General features: G+C 42.5%; 17 protein-coding genes. 14 read left to right on the top strand and 3 right to left on the bottom strand.

Features of this window, described 5'->3' with window-relative positions:
• The 8 genes from JWR61_RS14970 to JWR61_RS14935 form a co-directional block, all read left to right on the top strand.
• The coding region (locus JWR61_RS14970) for a hypothetical protein (protein WP_301928572.1) at nt 1–192 on the top strand (192 nt) is incomplete at its 5' end.
• A 128-nt stretch (nt 193–320) separates the two neighbouring features.
• Nucleotides 321–788, top strand: a complete 468-nt coding sequence (locus tag JWR61_RS14965; protein WP_301928571.1) for a hypothetical protein — start codon at nt 321–323, stop codon at nt 786–788.
• A 161-nt stretch (nt 789–949) separates the two neighbouring features.
• Nucleotides 950–1,348 (top strand): BlaI/MecI/CopY family transcriptional regulator, encoded by a 399-nt coding sequence (locus JWR61_RS14960; RefSeq protein WP_301928570.1) that lies wholly within the window; start codon nt 950–952, stop codon nt 1,346–1,348.
• Nucleotides 1,349–1,359: 11 nt separating this feature from the next.
• Nucleotides 1,360–3,603 carry a M56 family metallopeptidase gene (locus tag JWR61_RS14955; protein ID WP_301928569.1) on the top strand — a complete coding sequence of 748 codons (2,244 nt, stop codon included), beginning with the start codon at nt 1,360–1,362 and terminating at the stop codon, nt 3,601–3,603.
• 246 nt (nt 3,604–3,849) lie between these two features.
• Complete coding sequence (locus JWR61_RS14950; RefSeq protein WP_301928567.1) at nt 3,850–5,037, top strand: transglutaminase domain-containing protein; 1,188 nt, start codon at nt 3,850–3,852, stop codon at nt 5,035–5,037.
• A gap of 125 nt (nt 5,038–5,162) precedes the next feature.
• Nucleotides 5,163–7,835 carry an alpha-L-rhamnosidase gene (locus tag JWR61_RS14945; RefSeq protein WP_301928566.1) on the top strand — a complete coding sequence of 891 codons (2,673 nt, stop codon included), beginning with the start codon at nt 5,163–5,165 and terminating at the stop codon, nt 7,833–7,835.
• 160 nt (nt 7,836–7,995) lie between these two features.
• Nucleotides 7,996–8,196, top strand: a complete 201-nt coding sequence (locus tag JWR61_RS14940) for a hypothetical protein (protein ID WP_301928565.1) — start codon at nt 7,996–7,998, stop codon at nt 8,194–8,196.
• Nucleotides 8,197–9,215: 1,019 nt separating this feature from the next.
• Nucleotides 9,216–9,584, top strand: a complete 369-nt coding sequence (locus JWR61_RS14935; protein ID WP_301928564.1) for a hypothetical protein — start codon at nt 9,216–9,218, stop codon at nt 9,582–9,584.
• Between the two features lie 267 nt (nt 9,585–9,851).
• On the opposite strand, the gene JWR61_RS14930 is transcribed toward JWR61_RS14935, so the two are convergent.
• Nucleotides 9,852–10,568, bottom strand: a complete 717-nt coding sequence (locus tag JWR61_RS14930) for an EcsC family protein (RefSeq protein WP_301928563.1) — start codon at nt 10,566–10,568, stop codon at nt 9,852–9,854.
• Nucleotides 10,569–10,667: 99 nt separating this feature from the next.
• Between JWR61_RS14930 and JWR61_RS14925 the strand changes: the two genes are divergently transcribed.
• The 3 genes from JWR61_RS14925 to JWR61_RS14915 all read left to right on the top strand — a co-directional run bounded on the left by JWR61_RS14925 (nt 10,668) and on the right by JWR61_RS14915 (nt 12,632).
• Nucleotides 10,668–11,009 carry a CYTH domain-containing protein gene (locus JWR61_RS14925; RefSeq protein WP_301928562.1) on the top strand — a complete coding sequence of 114 codons (342 nt, stop codon included), beginning with the start codon at nt 10,668–10,670 and terminating at the stop codon, nt 11,007–11,009.
• Between the two features lie 54 nt (nt 11,010–11,063).
• Nucleotides 11,064–11,666 carry a hypothetical protein gene (locus JWR61_RS14920; RefSeq protein ID WP_301928561.1) on the top strand — a complete coding sequence of 201 codons (603 nt, stop codon included), beginning with the start codon at nt 11,064–11,066 and terminating at the stop codon, nt 11,664–11,666.
• A 117-nt stretch (nt 11,667–11,783) separates the two neighbouring features.
• A complete protein-coding gene (locus JWR61_RS14915; RefSeq protein ID WP_301928560.1) occupies nt 11,784–12,632 on the top strand; it encodes an N-acyl homoserine lactonase family protein in 849 nt (282 codons plus the stop codon).
• A 199-nt stretch (nt 12,633–12,831) separates the two neighbouring features.
• On the opposite strand, the gene JWR61_RS14910 is transcribed toward JWR61_RS14915, so the two are convergent.
• Entirely contained in the window at nt 12,832–14,103 is a 1,272-nt protein-coding gene (locus tag JWR61_RS14910) for an LVIVD repeat-containing protein (RefSeq protein WP_301928559.1), read from the bottom strand.
• Nucleotides 14,104–14,261: 158 nt separating this feature from the next.
• On the opposite strand from JWR61_RS14910, the gene JWR61_RS14905 reads away from it, so the two are divergent.
• Entirely contained in the window at nt 14,262–14,861 is a 600-nt protein-coding gene (locus JWR61_RS14905; protein WP_301928558.1) for a GNAT family N-acetyltransferase, read from the top strand.
• 163 nt (nt 14,862–15,024) lie between these two features.
• On the opposite strand, the gene JWR61_RS14900 is transcribed toward JWR61_RS14905, so the two are convergent.
• Nucleotides 15,025–16,206 carry a glycoside hydrolase family 172 protein gene (locus tag JWR61_RS14900; RefSeq protein ID WP_301928557.1) on the bottom strand — a complete coding sequence of 394 codons (1,182 nt, stop codon included), beginning with the start codon at nt 16,204–16,206 and terminating at the stop codon, nt 15,025–15,027.
• 278 nt (nt 16,207–16,484) lie between these two features.
• Between JWR61_RS14900 and JWR61_RS14895 the strand changes: the two genes are divergently transcribed.
• A complete protein-coding gene (locus JWR61_RS14895) occupies nt 16,485–17,108 on the top strand; it encodes a bifunctional 4-hydroxy-2-oxoglutarate aldolase/2-dehydro-3-deoxy-phosphogluconate aldolase (protein WP_301928556.1) in 624 nt (207 codons plus the stop codon).
• Between the two features lie 9 nt (nt 17,109–17,117).
• Nucleotides 17,118–18,266 (top strand): galactonate dehydratase, encoded by a 1,149-nt coding sequence (dgoD, locus tag JWR61_RS14890; RefSeq protein ID WP_301928555.1) that lies wholly within the window; start codon nt 17,118–17,120, stop codon nt 18,264–18,266.
• Nucleotides 18,267–18,469 lie beyond the last annotated feature (203 nt).

Here is an 18,469-nt window from a genome sequence, read left to right as displayed (position 1 = left end):
AACGGCCAGACGGATTACAAAAAATTGATTCCTGCATATGAAGGCCGGTTTTATTTTGATCAGGATAAAGTGTTGCGGACAATACGAAAGGGAAAAGGATTGTGGGACTCGGGACAGGAAAGCATCCTGTCACTGCAGCAAAATACGAAACGGTATATTGGTCTGCTTTATAAAAAAAACAAAAAACACTGATAATAATAGAAGCTGTGTAATGCTAAAAGGGCTTCGGAATGATTGCAGAACTGATGGCAGGAAATGTGTGGCCTCCCATGCAACCCTTTCCTTATGTTGGCGGTCAGCCATACAATTAAAACGCGTTTATGAAATGCATCATTCCTTTGTTTTGTGTGGCTTGTATCATGCTTGTAATAACAGGCTGTAAAAAAGAAAATAAAAGCCCCCTAAAAAATAAATTGATGAGCTCCGGTTATATAGTTACCGACTCAGCTTCGCTAAAAGGTTTCTGGGAGTTACGGATTTTATATGGATGCCAAACGCCCAACTGTAATCCGGTCTTTGAGCCGGGTAATGGCAATACTTACCAGTTTACGGATTCAGCATATAAGTTTACCGCGAATTCAGTTGCGCCGGCATATACCGTGATCGACAGCGGGAGGTATACAACCGGTAAGGATACGTCACATGTAACAGGCAGGTACATGGATTTTATCAGGTTGAAAGATGATCCATACAGCAAACTGTATGTTGAAATTGTAAAAGATACACTCACCATTTATGACGGGTACATTCCTTCTGATGGAACCATCCAAAAATATGTGCGGTTTTAATTAAGTTATCTGCCAGCCTCATTTTTTACTGATCGTATGAGGTTCCGTTAATTTCAACGGAGCCTCTTTTATTTATAACCTGAAAGTTTGTTTATAGAAGTACTCCGAACAAATATTTTAATCAATATTTGTTCGTACGAAAAAATTCCTAACTTTAGTTGATGAAACAGGAAAAGAAAAATAACAACATTGAACCCACCAAATCTGAACTGGAAATATTGCAGGTATTGTGGCAGCACGGTCCGTCAACGGTCCGCTTTGTAAATGATACATTGAATCAACAAAAGCGGGAAGTCAATTATACTTCCACCCTAAAGCTGATGCAGATCATGACAGAAAAAGGACTTGTAGTAAGGGATGAAAGCAATATGAAGCACGTCTATCACCCGGCGCACCCGGAAGAAAAAGTGAAGGGACAGCTGCTGAACCGTTTTGTGGATTCGCTTTACAATGGATCTGCTTCCAGCCTGATGATGCAGTTGCTCGGCAACAAAAAAACATCCAAAAAGGAACTGGATGCCATCAGGGAGTTGCTTAAAAAATACGATGCTGACAAATAAATGCACCTGCTATGAAATTGCTATTCCTATTTGGTTTTATTTCATCCGGCCTCGTAAAAGCCATTTGCTGGACCTTGCTTCACTCCATTTGGCAGGGCCTGGTTGCGGCCGCCATTGCGGGCTGCATTGTACTGGCCACGAGGCGTTCCAAAGCAGTAGTTCGGTATAACCTGCTTACAATATTGTTTGCTTGTTTTGTTGTCATGGCACTGATCACGTTTTTGAATCAACCAGGATTAACAAACGATTTGTCCGGTAACGGCCAGGCCGGTGCCGAACCGGTGAGGCTTTCAACCAGTACAACGTCTGGGGATGCTGTAAGTTATCAGCAGGCGCCCAATGGCGGGCAAACATTATTTCAGCCATTTATTTCTTTGGGAGATCAATATGCAGGTTACATCACGGCTTTCTGGGCGATCGTCTTCCTGTTCAATTGTATAAAAATGCTTACCGGGCTGCGGTATGCCTGGCAGCTCCGGTCCGGCGGTGCCATGGAAGCAGCGCAGGATTGGAAGGAAAGATTGTACACATTGGCAAGCCTGCTTGGCATGCACACCAAAGTGATAATAAAAGAATCTATCCGGGTAAGAGTACCTGTTGTTTTGGGATATTTAAAACCAGTCATATTGGTCCCGGTCGGCATGTTTGCGCAGCTTTCTGTTGAACAGGCAGAAACCGTGCTGGTGCATGAACTGGCACATATCAGGCGCCAGGATTTTTTAATCAACCTGTTGCAAAGGCTGGTGGAAGCCGTTTTCTTCTTTAATCCGTTTGTCCGCTGGCTTTCATCCCTGATACATGAAGAAAGAGAAGCTTGCTGTGATGACATTGTACTGGAATACAACGCCGACAAAAAATTGTACCTGGAAGCGCTGATCAGTTTTAAAGAAAAAGAATTTGAAGAACACCAATATGCATTGGCATTGGGCAACACTAACAGCCTGCTCAACCGTGCCAAAAGAATACTCACAAATGAAAATAAAAAATTAAATGCCATGGAGAAAATAACGCTCATGCTGGTGGTGGTTGCAGCAACCGCATTCGCTTTTGTCCCGAAACAAAACATTGTACCTGCAGCAAAGCAAACAGCCTTTATACCCTTTAACAGCACAAGTAATGAGATAAAATCAACCAGTGATAACGAAGCAAGCCTGGCCTCTGCAAACGATACTGTGCCGGGCAAGGGGATCAGTTTTAAAAATATTTCAGCTAACGATAATTACGATGGCAATAAGAAAACCAGCACGGTAACAGCCTTGGGCAGCGACGGAAAAAAATACAGCTATACAACAACAAATGATACCATCAGTGAACTGAAGGTGAATGATTTGGCAGTAGGCAAAGAAAACTTCATTGATTACAAAAAGATGGTTGACGAAATAGAAAGCGGCCGCCGCGAACAGGTACTGAATGCTTTACAGAAGCAACAAGCGCTTAAATTACAACAGTCACAGAAAGAGCTAGAGGAAGACCATCAGCTGGTGCTGCAGGAGGAGGTATTACAACAGTCAGACAGCGCCCTTTTACAGGGTAAATTACAGGCAGAACATGATCTTGCTTCGCAAAAGACGCAGCAAAAAAGCCAGCGCCAGCTCGCACTGCAAAACAGTGTTCGCCTGAACAGGCAATTGAAATTGTTGCAACAACAGCAATTGAAAATGACAAATAAAGACCTGCGGCTGATAGAACAAAAATTCAATCTTGAAAAAAATGACCAGCTCAGTCAGCAACTGGCTGAGTTAAAAAGTGAGCAACAGTTACTGCAGGATAAAGCGAAAAGCCTGGTTGACGCTGAATACGATCCTGAACAGAACACACAACTGAAACTGCAACTCGAGCAGCTGGAAAATGAGCATCGATATGCAGACGGAAAATCAAAGCTGTTACTGAAAAATCAGCTCAACCTGCAAAACAAACTGCAGCTAAATCACAATTTGCAACTCATCAGAAATCAGCAACTGCAGTTGCAAAAACAATTCTCGCAAAACGTGTTAAACAAACTGAATCTTAGCCTGCCGGTTTTAAAAAATGACGCGGTTACAGATATTATCAACCGCCTGGTTGATGCAGGGATTGTTACAGACAGAAGCCAGCTTTCATTTACATTAAACAGCGAAGAGCTGGTTGTAAATGGTAAGAAACAGGCTGCCAACCTGCACAAGGAACTCAAGTCAACATTCATTAAGAATAAAAAAGATCATTACATCTATAAAACCGACGGGCACAGCACCAGTACGGATATTACCAATGAGTAACTGAGAATAAAGTTGAATCATTCTGCGATTTTTAATTCGCTGGAAAAAACAAACGCAAAAAATATCGCCTTAAAAGCCCCCATTGATTAATGGGGGCTTTTAAGTAATTGGTATATGGGTGCATGCACGGGTAAAATATTGCGGTAATAGTGATCTTCATTTATTTTTACCCATTATCTTTAGAATTCAAACGGGCATGTCCCGAATTGGCTGTTTACTTTTTTAACTAAGGTGCCTGTATCAAGTATGAAACAAATTAAACTTGTCCTGATCCTGCTGTTGTTTACCGGTACGCTTGCAGTTCAAACTACGGCGCAGGGACAGTTTGCAGCCATAGACAAAAAGATGCTGCAAATACCAGATTCAGCAACAGCCACAACACAAGGCATTGCATCTTATATCAATGCCAATTTTACAAATGATAAGGAAAAAACAAGGGCCATTTTTAGCTGGATTGTAAACAACATTGCATACGATGCTGAAAATATGTTTGCCATTAATTTTTATGGCCAGCAAGATGAGCGGATCAGCAAACCGCTTAGAACCCGCAAGGGAATTTGTGAAAACTTTGCCGCTCTATTTAATGATATTTGTTTAAAGACTGGCATAAAATCTTTTGTGGTAGATGGCTATACAAAGCAAAATGGTTTTACAGATTATATTCCACATGCCTGGTGTGCCGCTTATGTTGACAGCACCTGGTGGCTCTTCGACCCTACCTGGGGTTCGGGTTATCTTACCAACAGAAAGTTTGTAAAAAAGATCAACAACGGGTTTTATATGGCGAAGCCTTCTGCGTTGATCAAGTCGCATATGCCTTTTGATCCGCTCTGGCAATTTTTAAATTACCCGGTTACCAGCCAGGAATTTATGGAAGAGCGAACTGCCGAAAATCATTCCAAACCATTTTTTAATTTTACAGATACATTGCAGCAATATGAAAAGCTGGATCACATAGAACAGTTAAAAGCAGCCTGCCGCCGTATACAAAGTAATGGCGTACAGCATGCGCTCACCTTTGACCGGCTGCAACATTTTAACGCAGAAATAGAAAATTACAACCGCAATAAAGATGTTGATTTGTACAATTCAGCCGTAGCAGATTACAATGATGGCGTATTCCTGCTCAATACCTACCTGCAATATTGGAACAATCAATTTACACCGCTAAAGCAAGATGCAGAAATTCAGCAAATGATGGATACGGCCAGCAACAAATTGAAAGCCGCTAAAAATAAACTTCAAAAAATCAGTAACCCGGATGCCAATGCCGCCGCACTGATTACGCAGCTGACAAAATCCATGGATGTAATAGATGTCCAGGTAAAAGAGCAACAGGAATTCCTGGCCCATTATTTTAGCCGGCCAAAAGCAAAACGCAAATCCCTCTTCTATGAAAAAAAGACTACCTGGTTTGGCATACCAATCAATTAAGTCAGCTTATAGCTGACTTTGTCGACATTGTATCCTTTGTGCCCGTTGTGTGAAACAAAAAATAGCTTTCGCTTTGCTCATTTAGTTTTAATTTACTTAAAATTTTTTCTCCTTAAAACCTTACCATGCGTTTTGTAAAATTGCTGCCTTTGCAGGCTTTGTTTTTGATTGCTGCTATTACCATCAGTAGCCACGTGTACAGCCAGAAAGTTACCCGTCTTCAATGCGAGCACCTCGTAAATCCAATCGGTATTGATATGGATAATCCGCGACTTTCCTGGGCAATAGAAGACACCGCAAAGGGTGTCGCCCAAACAGCTTACCGCATCATCGTCGGTACAGATTCCGCCGCTGTAAGCCGTCAGTCGGCCACCACATGGGATTCTAAGAAAAATAATTTCAAACAAAATATCATCACCATGAGCGGCGCCAAACTGGCGCCCTTTACCAAATATTATTGGCAGGTACAGCTATGGAACCAGCTTGGTAAACCGTTGCCACCCAGCGCAGTCGCAAGTTTCGAAACCGGAATGATGAACATGCAAAACTGGAAAGGCACCTGGATCAGTGACAATAACAGCATTCATGCGGCCGCAGCGCCTTATTTCAGAAAAGTATTTACAGCAGCTAAAACCGTAAAATCAGCAAGGGCCTACGTTGCAGCCGCTGGTTTGTATGAATTGTACCTGAATGGCGAAAAAGTAGGCAACCATCGCCTTGATCCCATGTACACCCGCTTCGACCGGCGTAACCTCTATGTGAGCTACGATGTTACCGCCCAATTGCAGGCCGGTAAAAATGCCGTGGGCCTATTGCTGGGCAATGGCTGGTACAATCACCAGTCCATGGCCGTATGGAATTTCGACCGGGCGCCCTGGCGTGCCCGTCCTGCCTTTTGTATGGATATCCGTATCACCTATATGGATGGCAGTACCGAAACCATCGCTACCGATGGCAGTTGGAAAACCCACAGCGGTCCCATTGTATTCAATAGCATTTATACCGGCGAGCATTATGATACGCATAAAGAAATTCCTGGTTGGAATACAGTGAATTTCACCGACACTGCCTGGAGCGAAATTTCCCTTCGAGCTACGCCATCGCAAAAAATTACGAGCCAGCTGATGCGGCCAATCCGCAACGTTACAAAAATACCCGCCCGCTCAGTCAACAAATTCAGTGATACCTGTTATGTGTTCGACCTCGGTCAGAACATTGCTGGTGTTACACAAACCAGCCTTACCGGCGAAGATGGAACCATCGTTCGCATTAAGCATGGCGAGCGCCTGTACAAAAATGGCCACGTAGATATGTCGAATATTGATGTGTACTATCGCCCAACAGACGATACGGATCCTTATGGTACCGACATTGTAACGCTCAATGGCAAAGGCGCGTTACAGTTTATGCCCCTCTTTAATTACAAGGGTTTTCAGTATGTGGAAATCACCAGCAACAAACCCATCACGCTCACAAAGGAAGATGTAACCGGCTGGTTTATGCACAGTGATGTGGAGCCTGTGGGCAGCCTCGAATCTTCCAACCCGCTCATTAATAAATTGTGGTGGGCTACCAACAATTCGTATTTGAGTAACCTGATGGGCTACCCCACCGATTGCCCGCAACGGGAAAAAAATGGCTGGACGGGGGATGGTCATTTTGCGGTGGAGACCGGGCTCTTTAATTTCGATGGCATTACCATTTATGAAAAATGGATGGCCGATCACCGCGACGAACAACAACCCAATGGCGTACTACCGGACATCGTTCCAACCGGAGGCTGGGGCTATGGCACTTCCAACGGTACCGACTGGACGAGCACCATCGCCATCATTCCCTGGAACCTCTATCTATTTTACGGCGATAAAAAACCACTGGAAGATAATTATGGCAACATCAAACAATACCTGAAATATGTGGAGAGTATCAGCCCTGGCGGCCTAACCACTTTTGGCCGTGGCGACTGGGTACCGGTAAAATCTTCTTCGCCGCTTGAATACACATCGTCCATTTATTATTTTGTTGATGCTACCATACTCGCCAAAACCGCGGCATTATTCGGCAAGTCCCAAGACGTTGTGTACTATACAGCGCTGGCGGCAAAAATTAAAAAAGCCATCAATGATAAATATTTTAATGCCACTACCAATATTTATGGCAGCGGGCTGCAAACCGAAATGAGCATGGCCCTGCAATGGGGTATTGTGGCGCCGGAATTAAAAAGCAAAGTGGCTGCCAATCTCGCTGCCCGTGTTGCGGCCGACGGTATGCACCTGGATGTGGGCGTGCTAGGCGCCAAAGCCATTCTGAATGCACTCAGCGATAACGGCCAGGCCGAAACTGCGTACAAATTAGCCGCCCAGGATACCTATCCTTCCTGGGGCTGGTGGATTGTAAACGGCGCCACCACGCTGTACGAAAACTGGAACATACAAGCTGAAAGGGACATATCTTTAAACCACATGATGTTTGGCGAAATTGGCGGCTGGTTTTTTAAAGGCCTCGGCGGTATCAAGGCAGACGAAACTCATCCCGGTTTTAAAAATATTCTACTGGAGCCGCATTTTGTTAGCGGCCTCAGTCATTTTACCGCCAGCCATACCGGCCCTTACGGCGCCATCATTTCTTTCTGGAAAAGGGTAGGGCAAACCATCGAATTCACCGCCACCATCCCGGCCGATTCCGGCGCAACGGTTCAGCTTGACGTAATAGCCGGCCAGCATGTTTACCTGGATGGAAAACTAGTGCCCGAAAAGCTCAATATTTCATCCGGCACTTACCGGTTTGTAATAAAATAATTATTGTCCGGGCCGGGAAGCTTTGTGCGGCTGCATTGGCGTCGCACTCTTGTACGGTTGTTCTTTTTCCAGCTCTTCCCCAAAGTCGGTAAGTGTACTGGAAAACTGGAACCTATCAAGATTGTAGGGCTTCAGATTGCTTTATAAATAAATAGCGAAAATGACGAAGACTGCATTAAATATTATCAGTGTTATTTTAATTTTATTGGCGTTTGTGGACCTGCTTTTCTGGGGGCTTGCAGGTGCAAGCAGCCATAATGTACCGGCAAGGACCACAAACAGTATCATTATTTCTCTTGTAGTGTTAGTATGCCTTATAACCATTGTTGGGTACTTAAACAGCAAGCTCAAAGCAAATTAGAAAGGATGTAGTATTTTAAATATTAAAAGAAGGGGGAAGCCGGCGTGGCTCTTTGCCTGTAGATACTTTGCATTAAGCCCCTCAAAGCACCAGTTACCTAAACCTCTAACTGGCGCAGGAGTCTGTCCTATTTCCCTCGCCTCATCCCTGCGCCAGTTGCTTAATGTAATTTCAATCTCTTACCAATACGCCATTTAAAAAACAACTGAATTAATACAATAAAGAAAAAAAATCCAGAAATAGTCATTCCCCATACTTCATTTCTAGTATTAATTTCATTTGAATAAAATGTATCGTAATTTCTATTATATAGCAAGTTTACACTATCACCAACTTTATAAGACTCACAAATTCTCATTCCAACATTTAAAATATGATTTGTTTCATTATAACTGAATACTAAGTAATTGTATCTGTTATTAGTCTCACTACAAACAACCTTTGAAATTCTTACTTTTACATTTTCATGAAAATTCACTGTATCAATCGCCTTTTTATATTTATAATAACCTATCATAAATAAAAGAAGGAGTGAAAAAAGGCAAAGAAAATAAATATAATAAGACCTTAAATTCTTCATAATCGACTCAGGTTTCTTTAGTTTTTATTATTTACTCTAGGGGTAAAGATACCCCATCTGGCGCAGGGTTCCCTCCATCTGGCGCAGGACTCTGTCCTGATGCCAGGCGTTACTAATACGACCTTCAGAATACACTTCGAAACAAAAACTAAGTCTGCACGTTAGTTAATACAGCAACGATTAAAATCGTTTGGAAGAACAGCTTACAAATCCAGAAAATTGAAAAATCGTTTTTGTAAGTTTATTATAAAAAGATGAGTACCAAATACAAGTTCACCGATAAGCAAGGCGTTTATTTTACTACCTCCACAGTAGCAGGTTGGACAGATGTTTTTACACGGAATATTTACCGGGAAATTTTATTGAACAGCATTCGGTTTTGTCAAAAGAACCGAGGCTTAAAGTACATGCCTGGGTACTGATGACAAATCATTTGCAAATGATCAGTTCATGCAAAACAAACAATGATCTTGCATTGAAATTAAGAAATATCAAAAGCTTTACCGCATTGAAGTTAATGGATGCCATCATCAACAACCCGGCAGAAAGCAGAAAGGAACATATGCTGAATACATTTGAGGCGGAGGGTAAAAAAAGCAGCAGCAATTTCAGGTTCAAGTTTTGGGAACACGAAAACCATCCTGTTTTATTGGATTCAACATTGGCATACAATCAACGGCTGGACTATTCGCATTATAATCCAGTAAGAGCTGGGTTTCTAACAGATCCCTGGCATTGGAAGCTGAGCAGTGCGACAGATTATTTTACATCCGAAAAAGGATTGCTTGACTTGATTATATTGGAGTAGCATTCGCCTCGCAACGCTAGTAACGTCTGGCAACAGGACAGAGTCCTGCGCCAGAAGGTAGGGGCTGGGTTTGTAACAGAGCCATGGCATTGGAAGCTGAGCAGTGCAACCGATTATTTTACATCTGAAAAAGGGTTGCAGGATTTAATTATATCGGACTAGTACCCAACTGTGCAAAACAGTAGTAACGCCTGTCACCAGGACAGAGTCCTGCGCCAGAAGCAGGCATAGGCTGCGCCGGAATAACGATCGGATTTAAACAAGCTATCATTTAAACAATCTCATGCGGTAAGCATTCATCGCTGTAACCCCCAATTTTTTGATGAGTTGATAATTAGCAATGACACCAACCGGTGCGCCAATCACCGGAACAAGCTGCGCCATCTTTGCGAGGTCAATATAATCGCGGTATTCCTGCTGAAATTTTCGCCAGTCAAAATCTTCCATATTTGCGGGCAGCGTTTCAGCATAGTTTTCCCAATCAGCTATTTTCAGGTACACATCTTTTCTATGGGCATGACTGGAAAAAGCCAGTTCAAATATGTGCAGTATGTACACCCGTTCTTTATAATTGGCCACATCAAATCCGTACAAGGCTGCAATGTCAAACAACAGTTTTATTTTAATGCCAATTAAAAGCGGGAAATCTGCGAGGCCCAATAGTATGCCACCTGCACCTGTTATGCCACCTTCTACCGCAGCCGTATTTCTATAAGCCTTAATTCTTTCCTGCACGGCCGTTTCCCTTACTTCCAGCGATTTATCCGTTAAAGGTTCCGCGGTAGTATATTTGGCGCCAAATAAAACACCCCGGATCATCTGTTTAATAACAGTCGTAATGGCAACATGTATTTTTTCAGGTATCCAGCTATTGATTTTTGTTTGGAGTGTACTGGCCAACTTATTCAATATTGTTGGACGGCGGATCATCTTATTTTGCCAAACCACTAATTCAGCAAACGCCTCTTGTTGATAGCTGTCCATAGAAAAGTTTTATACAGATCAAAGTTACTTAACAATAAATAAGGGCCCTGCAAAGAAAGGCATTACCTTGTTGCGGCAGTTTTAAAAGTAATAAAATCTATGGCACAGGAAATAGAAAGAAAGTTTTTAGTCGACAGAGAAAAATGGGCCGCAACAAAAAAGCGGGCGGGACAATTATACAGGCAGGGTTATTTATTGACAGACGTAAATAAAACCATCCGCGTAAGACTAACGGACGCAGAAGGCTGGCTGACAATAAAGGGCAAAAATGATGGAGCAACAAGAGCCGAATACGAATACCGCATTCCGGCAGCAGATGCCAGGGAATTGCTGGATGCTTTTTCAACTTCGGAATTGTCTAAAATCCGGTACGAGTTGCTGGTTTATTGCCATTTAAAAGCTGGTGAGAAAATTATTTTCAGTAAAAAGTTCATTCTGTAAAAAGCAAGAATAGGAGACCGGAAACTATTCAATAAATGTTTTAACTTTAAAAACATGAAGCAACTTTTTTTAAGCGCCTTTTTTATTTGCTGCACCACGATCATGTATGCACAACAACCTAAACCCACATTGTATGATCTTGTTAAAAGCCTGGTAACGGATGCCAACGGTTATGAGAATGTGGGCGACTGGGCGGTGGACAACCCCAAAAAATTTGCTGTCAAATGGAAAGAAAATAAAATTACCATGAGCGACGATACCAGCATTAATTTTTTCCGCATTGGTACCGCAGATCTCACCATTAATGGTCGCAGTTTTATGCAGGCCGGTCAACCTGTAAAATGGAACGTGATGCTGAAAGGCCCCCGCAGTGGCTATACTTCTTTCAGCATTGTGAGCTCGCCGCTAAGTCCTGAATTACAGCCTAAATTTACCATTGACAGTATTTTTGGTAAAAACGATTTTAAAGCAAAATTGCTTAAAAAGTGCGATGGCAAAACACTCGCCGGCTATTATTATTACGAAGTAAAAATACCCAAAAAAGATCCCGTATTTATGAAACTCAGCTGGGTTTGGGTAAACGGAAATACAGGCATTCGAATAGACTGTTTTGGCAGCCTAAGCAAATATGCAGCAAAACTGGACTGTGCGCAATAGCCATCCATTGCTTTACAAAGCAGCTGGGTTGTATAGTATCGGTGCCTGGTCAATTATTCGAGAAGAGTGTCGCGGTATTGCTGTTGCGTTGCCGCCTGATTGCTTAAAAATGAGACAATGAAAAATAGCTTGTTTGCATTGCTTGTAATGCTGGCCACTTCCCTTAGTGCATGGTGCCAGCCTGATAAGTACGAAGTGTATGCATTGCGCTTTGCTTCTACAGCGCAACCATCGCCTGTTTCGGCCTGGGCATATAAAGGACCGGACCACGATAGTGTGGCGATTGATTTTATGGTATGGCTGATAAAGGAAAAAAACGGCAAAAATATTTTGCTGGATGCAGGATTTTTAGGTGGTATTGAAGATGCGAAAGAGTTTGGTATTGTCAATTATATCCGGCCGGATTCGATGCTGTTAAAAACCGGGGTAAAGCCCGGCGATATTACCGATATCATCATCAGCCATCCGCATTGGGATCACATCGACGGGATTGATCTTTTTCCCAATGCGCAAATCTGGATGCAAAAAGAAGACTTCAATTATTTTGTGGCAACCGCCTGGCAAAAGAATGGTAATAACGGTGGCTTTAATAAAAGGGATGTGCTGAAAATTATCGCCGCAAACCTGGCTGGCAGGTTAACATTGATTGAAGGAGACAATAAAGAAATTATACCAGGTATCAGGGTGTACACGGGATCAAAACACACTTTTAATTCTCAATATGTTATGGTGAATACCGGCACTAAAAAAATGGTGTTGGCATCTGACAATATCTGGATATATTATAGCCTGGAGCATTTAACGCCGCCCTCCGTTGGAGGCACACTTGATCCGGCAGGGTATGTAAAAGCCATGCAAAGAATGAAGACGCTGGCCTCTGATAACAAATACATCATCCCGGGTCACGATGCAAAAGTCTTCACGCTGTTTCCTTTGGTATCACCGGGCATAGTGCAGATAAAATAATAACCACAGCACATTAAAATACTGCCTGATGTACGATGGCATTTGTATTCGGAAATAATTTTTCCATGAAGGATTAGGTTAGTAGAATTTGCATGAATACCAATATTTTTAATCTTAAAAAAAACAAATACCGGGCTTAGATAGCCCGGTATTTGTTTTTTAGCGACACGTCTTAGCTAATGTATAAAACGGGGTACAATTAATTTTTAATAGAAAAGAAACTTAACTGCCTGATGTTACTGACGTCACTATAGTCATACTGGTATAAGCCGTCCGGACACACCACCATCGCTTTCTTATCTCCCGAAATAACATCATACGGATCTTTACTTGTTATCTTTTGCAATAGCTGCAAGTCAGCAGGGTTAGCAGCATTGTACACTTTTACATCGGTGCCATCACAAATAAAAAGCAGGTCGCCATCTTTACTAAGCCCGGTGGGTTTTGTTAGCGGGTAGGTTTTTACCAGTTTTGAATTTTTTAAGTCGTTTACATCAATTACATTCAGTTCGTTGGAGCTGCCTCCGCAACCGTCGCCCGCGTGTAATGTAACATAAGCATAGTGGCCGTCAGTTATAACCGGGTCGCAGGCCCTTCCGTGAGAGAACTCACCAACAGCTACAGGATGCACCGGGTCGCTAACATCAAACATAAACATGCCAATTGCTGAGCCGAGAAACAATTTGTCTTCAAAAGGAAAAATAGTTTGCAGGTCAAAGCCGGCGAAGAAACTCGTATCCAGTTTTGGGGTTGTTTCGTTGGTAATATCTACAATACCCAGGCTATGCATTTCCGTAATCGCATATAAATGATCTTTCATTAACACCATGCCCGCCATAGAGCCTGCGGTTCCTGTAGATGAAGACTTGATTGCATCTGCCGATGATGACAGTGTTGCAAAATAGCAACCATTGCAGGTACCCGGTACCGGCGGAGTAACATAATCATTTATTTCCACAGTGGTATCCTTCTTAATCCAGTCAACTACAATCATTTCATTAAAGTTGGTAGCCTGGCCGTAAAACTGGGCACGGCCAGGGAAAAAATTACTGATTGTACTGGTGATTTTGGTGTTATGAATATCAGTGATGTCCACCGCAACCAGGTCGCTGTACATATCCGCATACAGTGTGTGGCCTTTGATGGCGATATCGGTATTGCCGGGAATGGAAAGAAAAGCAACCCGCTGCGGACTGGCAGGATTGCTGTTGTCAATCACGTGAATTCCCTTGTTGACTTCGTTGAGGTAAATAAAATTATCCTTTACATAAATTTTACCTGCCTGGTCAATGGCTTCTGAAGCATTGCTATTGATAGAGCTCAGCACAACTGCTCTTTCTTTGTACACGGGGGTATACATGGTATAGGTTCGGGTTCGTTTGAGCGTGTCTTTTATGCAGGATGAAAACAGGATCGTAATCACTGTAAACGCAAACAGGGACTGTAACAGATACCGGGTATTTTTTTTCATATACTTCGTTTTAAAAGCTGACAACTTATTTTTAATGAGGGTTGCATTATAGGGTAGAAATTTATCTTTTTTAAGACTATCTTTTTTGAGAGATGATTATTTGGCTATGCGATTATCTTCGCAGCTGCAATAATGACCGTCAAACAAATACAAACCGCATGAGCAGCTGGATAAATTATCCCACCATTTTACAAGGCCAAACGGTCAATTTAATTCCGCTGGAAGAAATGCATTTTCCGGTATTGGAACAACTGGCAAAAGACGAGCGCATTTGGCAATTTTATCCGTTTGACGGTACGGACTCATCGAGAATTTTATCGGTATTGACTACGGCCCTCGCTGAACGGAACGTTGAAACCAGGTTTCCATTTGTTATTGTTCATAAGGCAGAAAATAAAATAATAGGAAGTACATCGTTACTGGACCTGCAGCCCAAAAATTTGAAGCTTGAAATTGGTTCCACCTGGTTGCATCCTGATTACTGGGCTACACCTGTTAACCTCGAATGCAAACTACTGTTGCTGACACATTGTTTTGAAAAATTAAATACAGTACGTGTGCAGTTAAAAACGGACGAAAATAATGTGCGGTCAAGAAAGGCAATTGAAAAAATAGGCGGCCAGTTGGAAGGTATTTTTAGAAATGATATGCTAAGGGATAACAACACCCGCCGGAACTCCGCCTACTATAGTATTATACAGGAGGAATGGCCGGAGAAGAAAATAAAGTTAGCGGAATTGTATTATTTAAGACAGTAGGGCATGGGCCATTGGAAAAAGTGGTTGATGACATAATCATAATGAGGGAATAGAATTAACTCCACACAATACTTTAAGCAGCCGCAACCTTTACGTATTGCTGCTGTTGAATATTGCTGCCAGGCAATGTCATTATCTGGCTTTGGTTTTGCAGAAAAAAACTTTACTTAATCCGTTCACTTACATCGGGCAACGTCGCTAAATTGGTAACAGGTTTATCCAGGTAAAAATAAGTAGTGGCAGAGTAATCATCTACCCGGTAAAAATTAACCCACCCTTTTGGAAACGCTGCATCATTTATATCCAGCGGATTATCCAGTAATCTATTGAAGCCTGCTTCTGATTGTACCGTTACTGGTTTTAAGGGAACGTTTTCTTTGATCAGTTTTCTTACCAGTTCCAGATCGCCGCCACCAATCTGCTGAATGGTGCCGCGGAAACTACTGTTGAAAAATACCTGGTCGGGAATATGAAACCTGTAAAACGCATATTGTTTGGTGCTGTCGTTGGCAATGGTTGCTCCCTGGTACATATTGGTAAAAGTACCCAGTCCCCAGCCGGTACCAATATAATCTTCCGAACCGGTGCCATTGTAACCGGGCAGTTTATCGTCGCCATCTTTATAGATTTTTACTTCGCCTTCGCCCCACCAGGTGTCTGCATACCGTTTGTCTGCATTTACACCCATGTTTACACCAAGGTATCTTCCCTTGCCTTTTACGGCAGGTAAAAATTCAAAGTCGCTGCCGAGGGCAGAAGTTTTTTGCCTGGCCCAGTAGGCGTGAAAATAGAGTGCCTTCGGATCAGGTTTTACAAGACTTACAAAGTCGATGTCGAAAAAAAGAAGTTCTATATCATTACTGCTTTCATTTGTGATCAGCACTTTGGCGGCAGTTTTATAGGGCATAGGAATATAGCAATTGAATGACCGGCCTTCAGGACTTGAAAAAAGCGCCGATTCAAATTGGATCATTTTGGACAAACCAAAACCAAAGAAATCGCCGAAAGGTACATCTACAGCGGGTTTGGAACTGTTGTCCCAGTACATACGCAAGCGCATGCTGCGCAACATTTCGGGCGACCGGTCTCTCACCGTAAACCACATCCGCTGAATAATACCCGCGCCCTGTACATTCAGCAATGTTTTTGAAGCGCCTGCTTTCAGATCTTCAAAGGCATTACCCTTACCTGTGTTATTCGTTTTTCCACCGGCATTTTTGATGCCATTGATATTTTCAAAACTGCTGATGGTACTTTGCTGCACACCCTCCGGCATTTGATATAGCTGTTGTGCCAGCAGAATCTGACATAAAAAAAGCAGAAGCGGCAAACACATTTTTTTCATAACAATCATTTAAGTATTACTAAAAATAATAAAATAGTAAACAGGTAATTCAGGAGATAAAATAAAATGCCTGATTGCACCCAAATAAAGCCCGGAAATTTTACATAAAATCAGCAAAGAAAAGAAAGGCATTAATAATATGCAACGCTGTATTGCCTTTTGTTTACAGTTTATATTATAAAGGTACTTTTATAAAAAAAATGAATTCAATGTTCCTTGTTTATATTTGATGCTGTTAACTTTTTTGAACCAGGAACAAAATTATTATCTCAAATTATATGCAACTATTATCTCAGCTGCTCGATCATAAAATAGTAGCCATTCTTCGCGGCATGCCGCCAAAAGAAACCGTGCGTATAGCCGAAGCGTTGTATGCCGGCGGTATCCGGTTGCTTGAAGTGACATTGAACTCAGAAGCTGCTTTACCACTGATAGAAGAATTAAGTGTAACTTTTAAAGGCAGGATGCTGATAGGTGCCGGTACGGTGTTAAATGTAAGCGATGCCAACAATGCCATTGCAGCCGGTGCTGCTTTTTTAATATCACCGGCACTTGATATTGCCGTGATTAAAACTACCAGGGACGCTGGCAGAATTAGTATTCCCGGCGCTTATACGCCAACGGAAATTTTAACGGCCCATAATAACGGGGCGGATATTGTAAAGGTTTTTCCGGCTCCTGATGCAGCCTATGTCAAAAATATTTTAGCGCCACTCAATCATATCCGGGTAATGCCAACGGGTGGTATTGACGCCGGTAATATAAAAACCTTTGCAGCCACCGGTGCTGTTGCATTTGGCATTGGCAGTGCACTGGTAAACAGCAAGGCCACTATAGATGAAACCTATTTAATTACGCTTACCAACAAAGCCCAACAATTAATTACCGCATTAAACAGTTAATTCATATTTATGAAGATTCTATCATACAGATTGTTCCAGGTGCCACCGCGGTGGTTGTTTTTAAAAATTGAAACCGATGAAGGCATAACGGGTTGGGGGGAGCCGATTATTGAAGGCAAAGCCGCCACTGTAAAATCGGCTGTTGAGGAACTGATGCAAAACCTGGTGGGCAAAGACCCGATGCACATTGAAGATCACTGGAACACAATGTACCGTGGCGGCTTTTACCGCGGCGGCCCCATTTTAATGAGTGCGATTTCCGGTATTGACCAGGCGCTTTGGGACATCAAGGGAAAGTTTTTTAACGCACCCATCTACCAGCTGATGGGTGGCAAAGCAAGGGATAGCATAAAAGTATATTCCTGGATTGGCGGCGACAGGCCTGCCGACGTAGCCAATGAAGCTGCAAAGGCTGTAGCCAATGGGTTTACGGCAGTTAAAATGAATGCAACGGAGGAACTTCAATATATAGATAGCTATGATAAAATTGAACGTGTATTAAGCCGCGTGGCAAGTGTGAGAGATGCGGTAGGTAATACCATTGGCATCGGTATTGATTTTCATGGCAGGCTGCATAAACCAATGGCAAAAGTGATGGCGAAAGAACTGGAACAGTTTCACCCAATGTTTATTGAAGAGCCGGTGTTGCCCGAAAACAATGAAGCATTGAGAGACATTGCGCAACTAACTTCCATCCCCATTGCAACCGGCGAAAGAATGTTCAGCCGCTGGCAATTTAAAGATTTGCTGAAAGATGGATATGTCGATATTATTCAGCCGGACTTATCACACGCCGGTGGCATTACAGAGTGTAAAAAAATTATTTCGATGGCGGAAGCGTTTGACGTGGCGGCAGCGCCTCATTGCCCGCTGGGGCCCATTGCGCTGGCTGCCTGCCTGCAGGTAGATGCCAGTTGCCACAATGCTTTTATACAGGAACAAAGCCTGGGTATTCATTACAATAAAGGCAACGATTTACTGGATTATATTACCGACCGCTCTGTTTTTGATTATGAAAATGGGTTTGTAAAAATTCCTTCCGGGCCGGGTCTGGGCATCGAAATCAACGAGGCCTATGTGATAAAAATGGAACAGGAAGGACATAACTGGCACAACCCCTTGTGGCGTCATCCGGATGGGAGTGTGGCGGAATGGTAAGAAGAGAGTTGAAAGTAATAAGTTGTAAGTTTAAGGAAAGTAAAAATTCAAAAGTAAAAAAGCAAAAAAAGATTCTTCGGTATATAAAGTCTAACCGATTTGCCCGAAGCCAATTTTGACTTTTGACCTTTGAATTAATAAAAACGGAGTGATCGTTTTATAAGCCTAATTAGCTTGTTAGTAACCAATTTTGACTTTTGACT

The organism is Ferruginibacter sp., from assembly GCF_028288465.1.
GTDB lineage: Bacteria > Bacteroidota > Bacteroidia > Chitinophagales > Chitinophagaceae > Ferruginibacter.
This window is presented reverse-complemented; position numbering and strand designations above follow the sequence as displayed.

Excerpts from the sequence above, each read along its gene's own strand:
- JWR61_RS14965 (WP_301928571.1), top strand. The coding sequence starts at position 321 with ATGAAATGCATCATTCCTTTGTTTTGTGTGGCTTGTATCATGCTTGTA.
- JWR61_RS14960 (WP_301928570.1), top strand. The coding sequence starts at position 950 with ATGAAACAGGAAAAGAAAAATAACAACATTGAACCCACCAAATCTGAA.
- JWR61_RS14955 (WP_301928569.1), top strand. The coding sequence starts at position 1,360 with ATGAAATTGCTATTCCTATTTGGTTTTATTTCATCCGGCCTCGTAAAA.
- JWR61_RS14950 (WP_301928567.1), top strand. The coding sequence starts at position 3,850 with ATGAAACAAATTAAACTTGTCCTGATCCTGCTGTTGTTTACCGGTACG.
- JWR61_RS14945 (WP_301928566.1), top strand. The coding sequence starts at position 5,163 with ATGCGTTTTGTAAAATTGCTGCCTTTGCAGGCTTTGTTTTTGATTGCT.
- JWR61_RS14940 (WP_301928565.1), top strand. The coding sequence starts at position 7,996 with ATGACGAAGACTGCATTAAATATTATCAGTGTTATTTTAATTTTATTG.
- JWR61_RS14935 (WP_301928564.1), top strand. The coding sequence starts at position 9,216 with ATGATCAGTTCATGCAAAACAAACAATGATCTTGCATTGAAATTAAGA.
- JWR61_RS14930 (WP_301928563.1), bottom strand. The coding sequence starts at position 10,568 with ATGGACAGCTATCAACAAGAGGCGTTTGCTGAATTAGTGGTTTGGCAA.
- JWR61_RS14925 (WP_301928562.1), top strand. The coding sequence starts at position 10,668 with ATGGCACAGGAAATAGAAAGAAAGTTTTTAGTCGACAGAGAAAAATGG.
- JWR61_RS14920 (WP_301928561.1), top strand. The coding sequence starts at position 11,064 with ATGAAGCAACTTTTTTTAAGCGCCTTTTTTATTTGCTGCACCACGATC.
- JWR61_RS14915 (WP_301928560.1), top strand. The coding sequence starts at position 11,784 with ATGAAAAATAGCTTGTTTGCATTGCTTGTAATGCTGGCCACTTCCCTT.
- JWR61_RS14910 (WP_301928559.1), bottom strand. The coding sequence starts at position 14,103 with ATGAAAAAAAATACCCGGTATCTGTTACAGTCCCTGTTTGCGTTTACA.
- JWR61_RS14905 (WP_301928558.1), top strand. The coding sequence starts at position 14,262 with ATGAGCAGCTGGATAAATTATCCCACCATTTTACAAGGCCAAACGGTC.
- JWR61_RS14900 (WP_301928557.1), bottom strand. The coding sequence starts at position 16,206 with ATGAAAAAAATGTGTTTGCCGCTTCTGCTTTTTTTATGTCAGATTCTG.
- JWR61_RS14895 (WP_301928556.1), top strand. The coding sequence starts at position 16,485 with ATGCAACTATTATCTCAGCTGCTCGATCATAAAATAGTAGCCATTCTT.
- dgoD (WP_301928555.1), top strand. The coding sequence starts at position 17,118 with ATGAAGATTCTATCATACAGATTGTTCCAGGTGCCACCGCGGTGGTTG.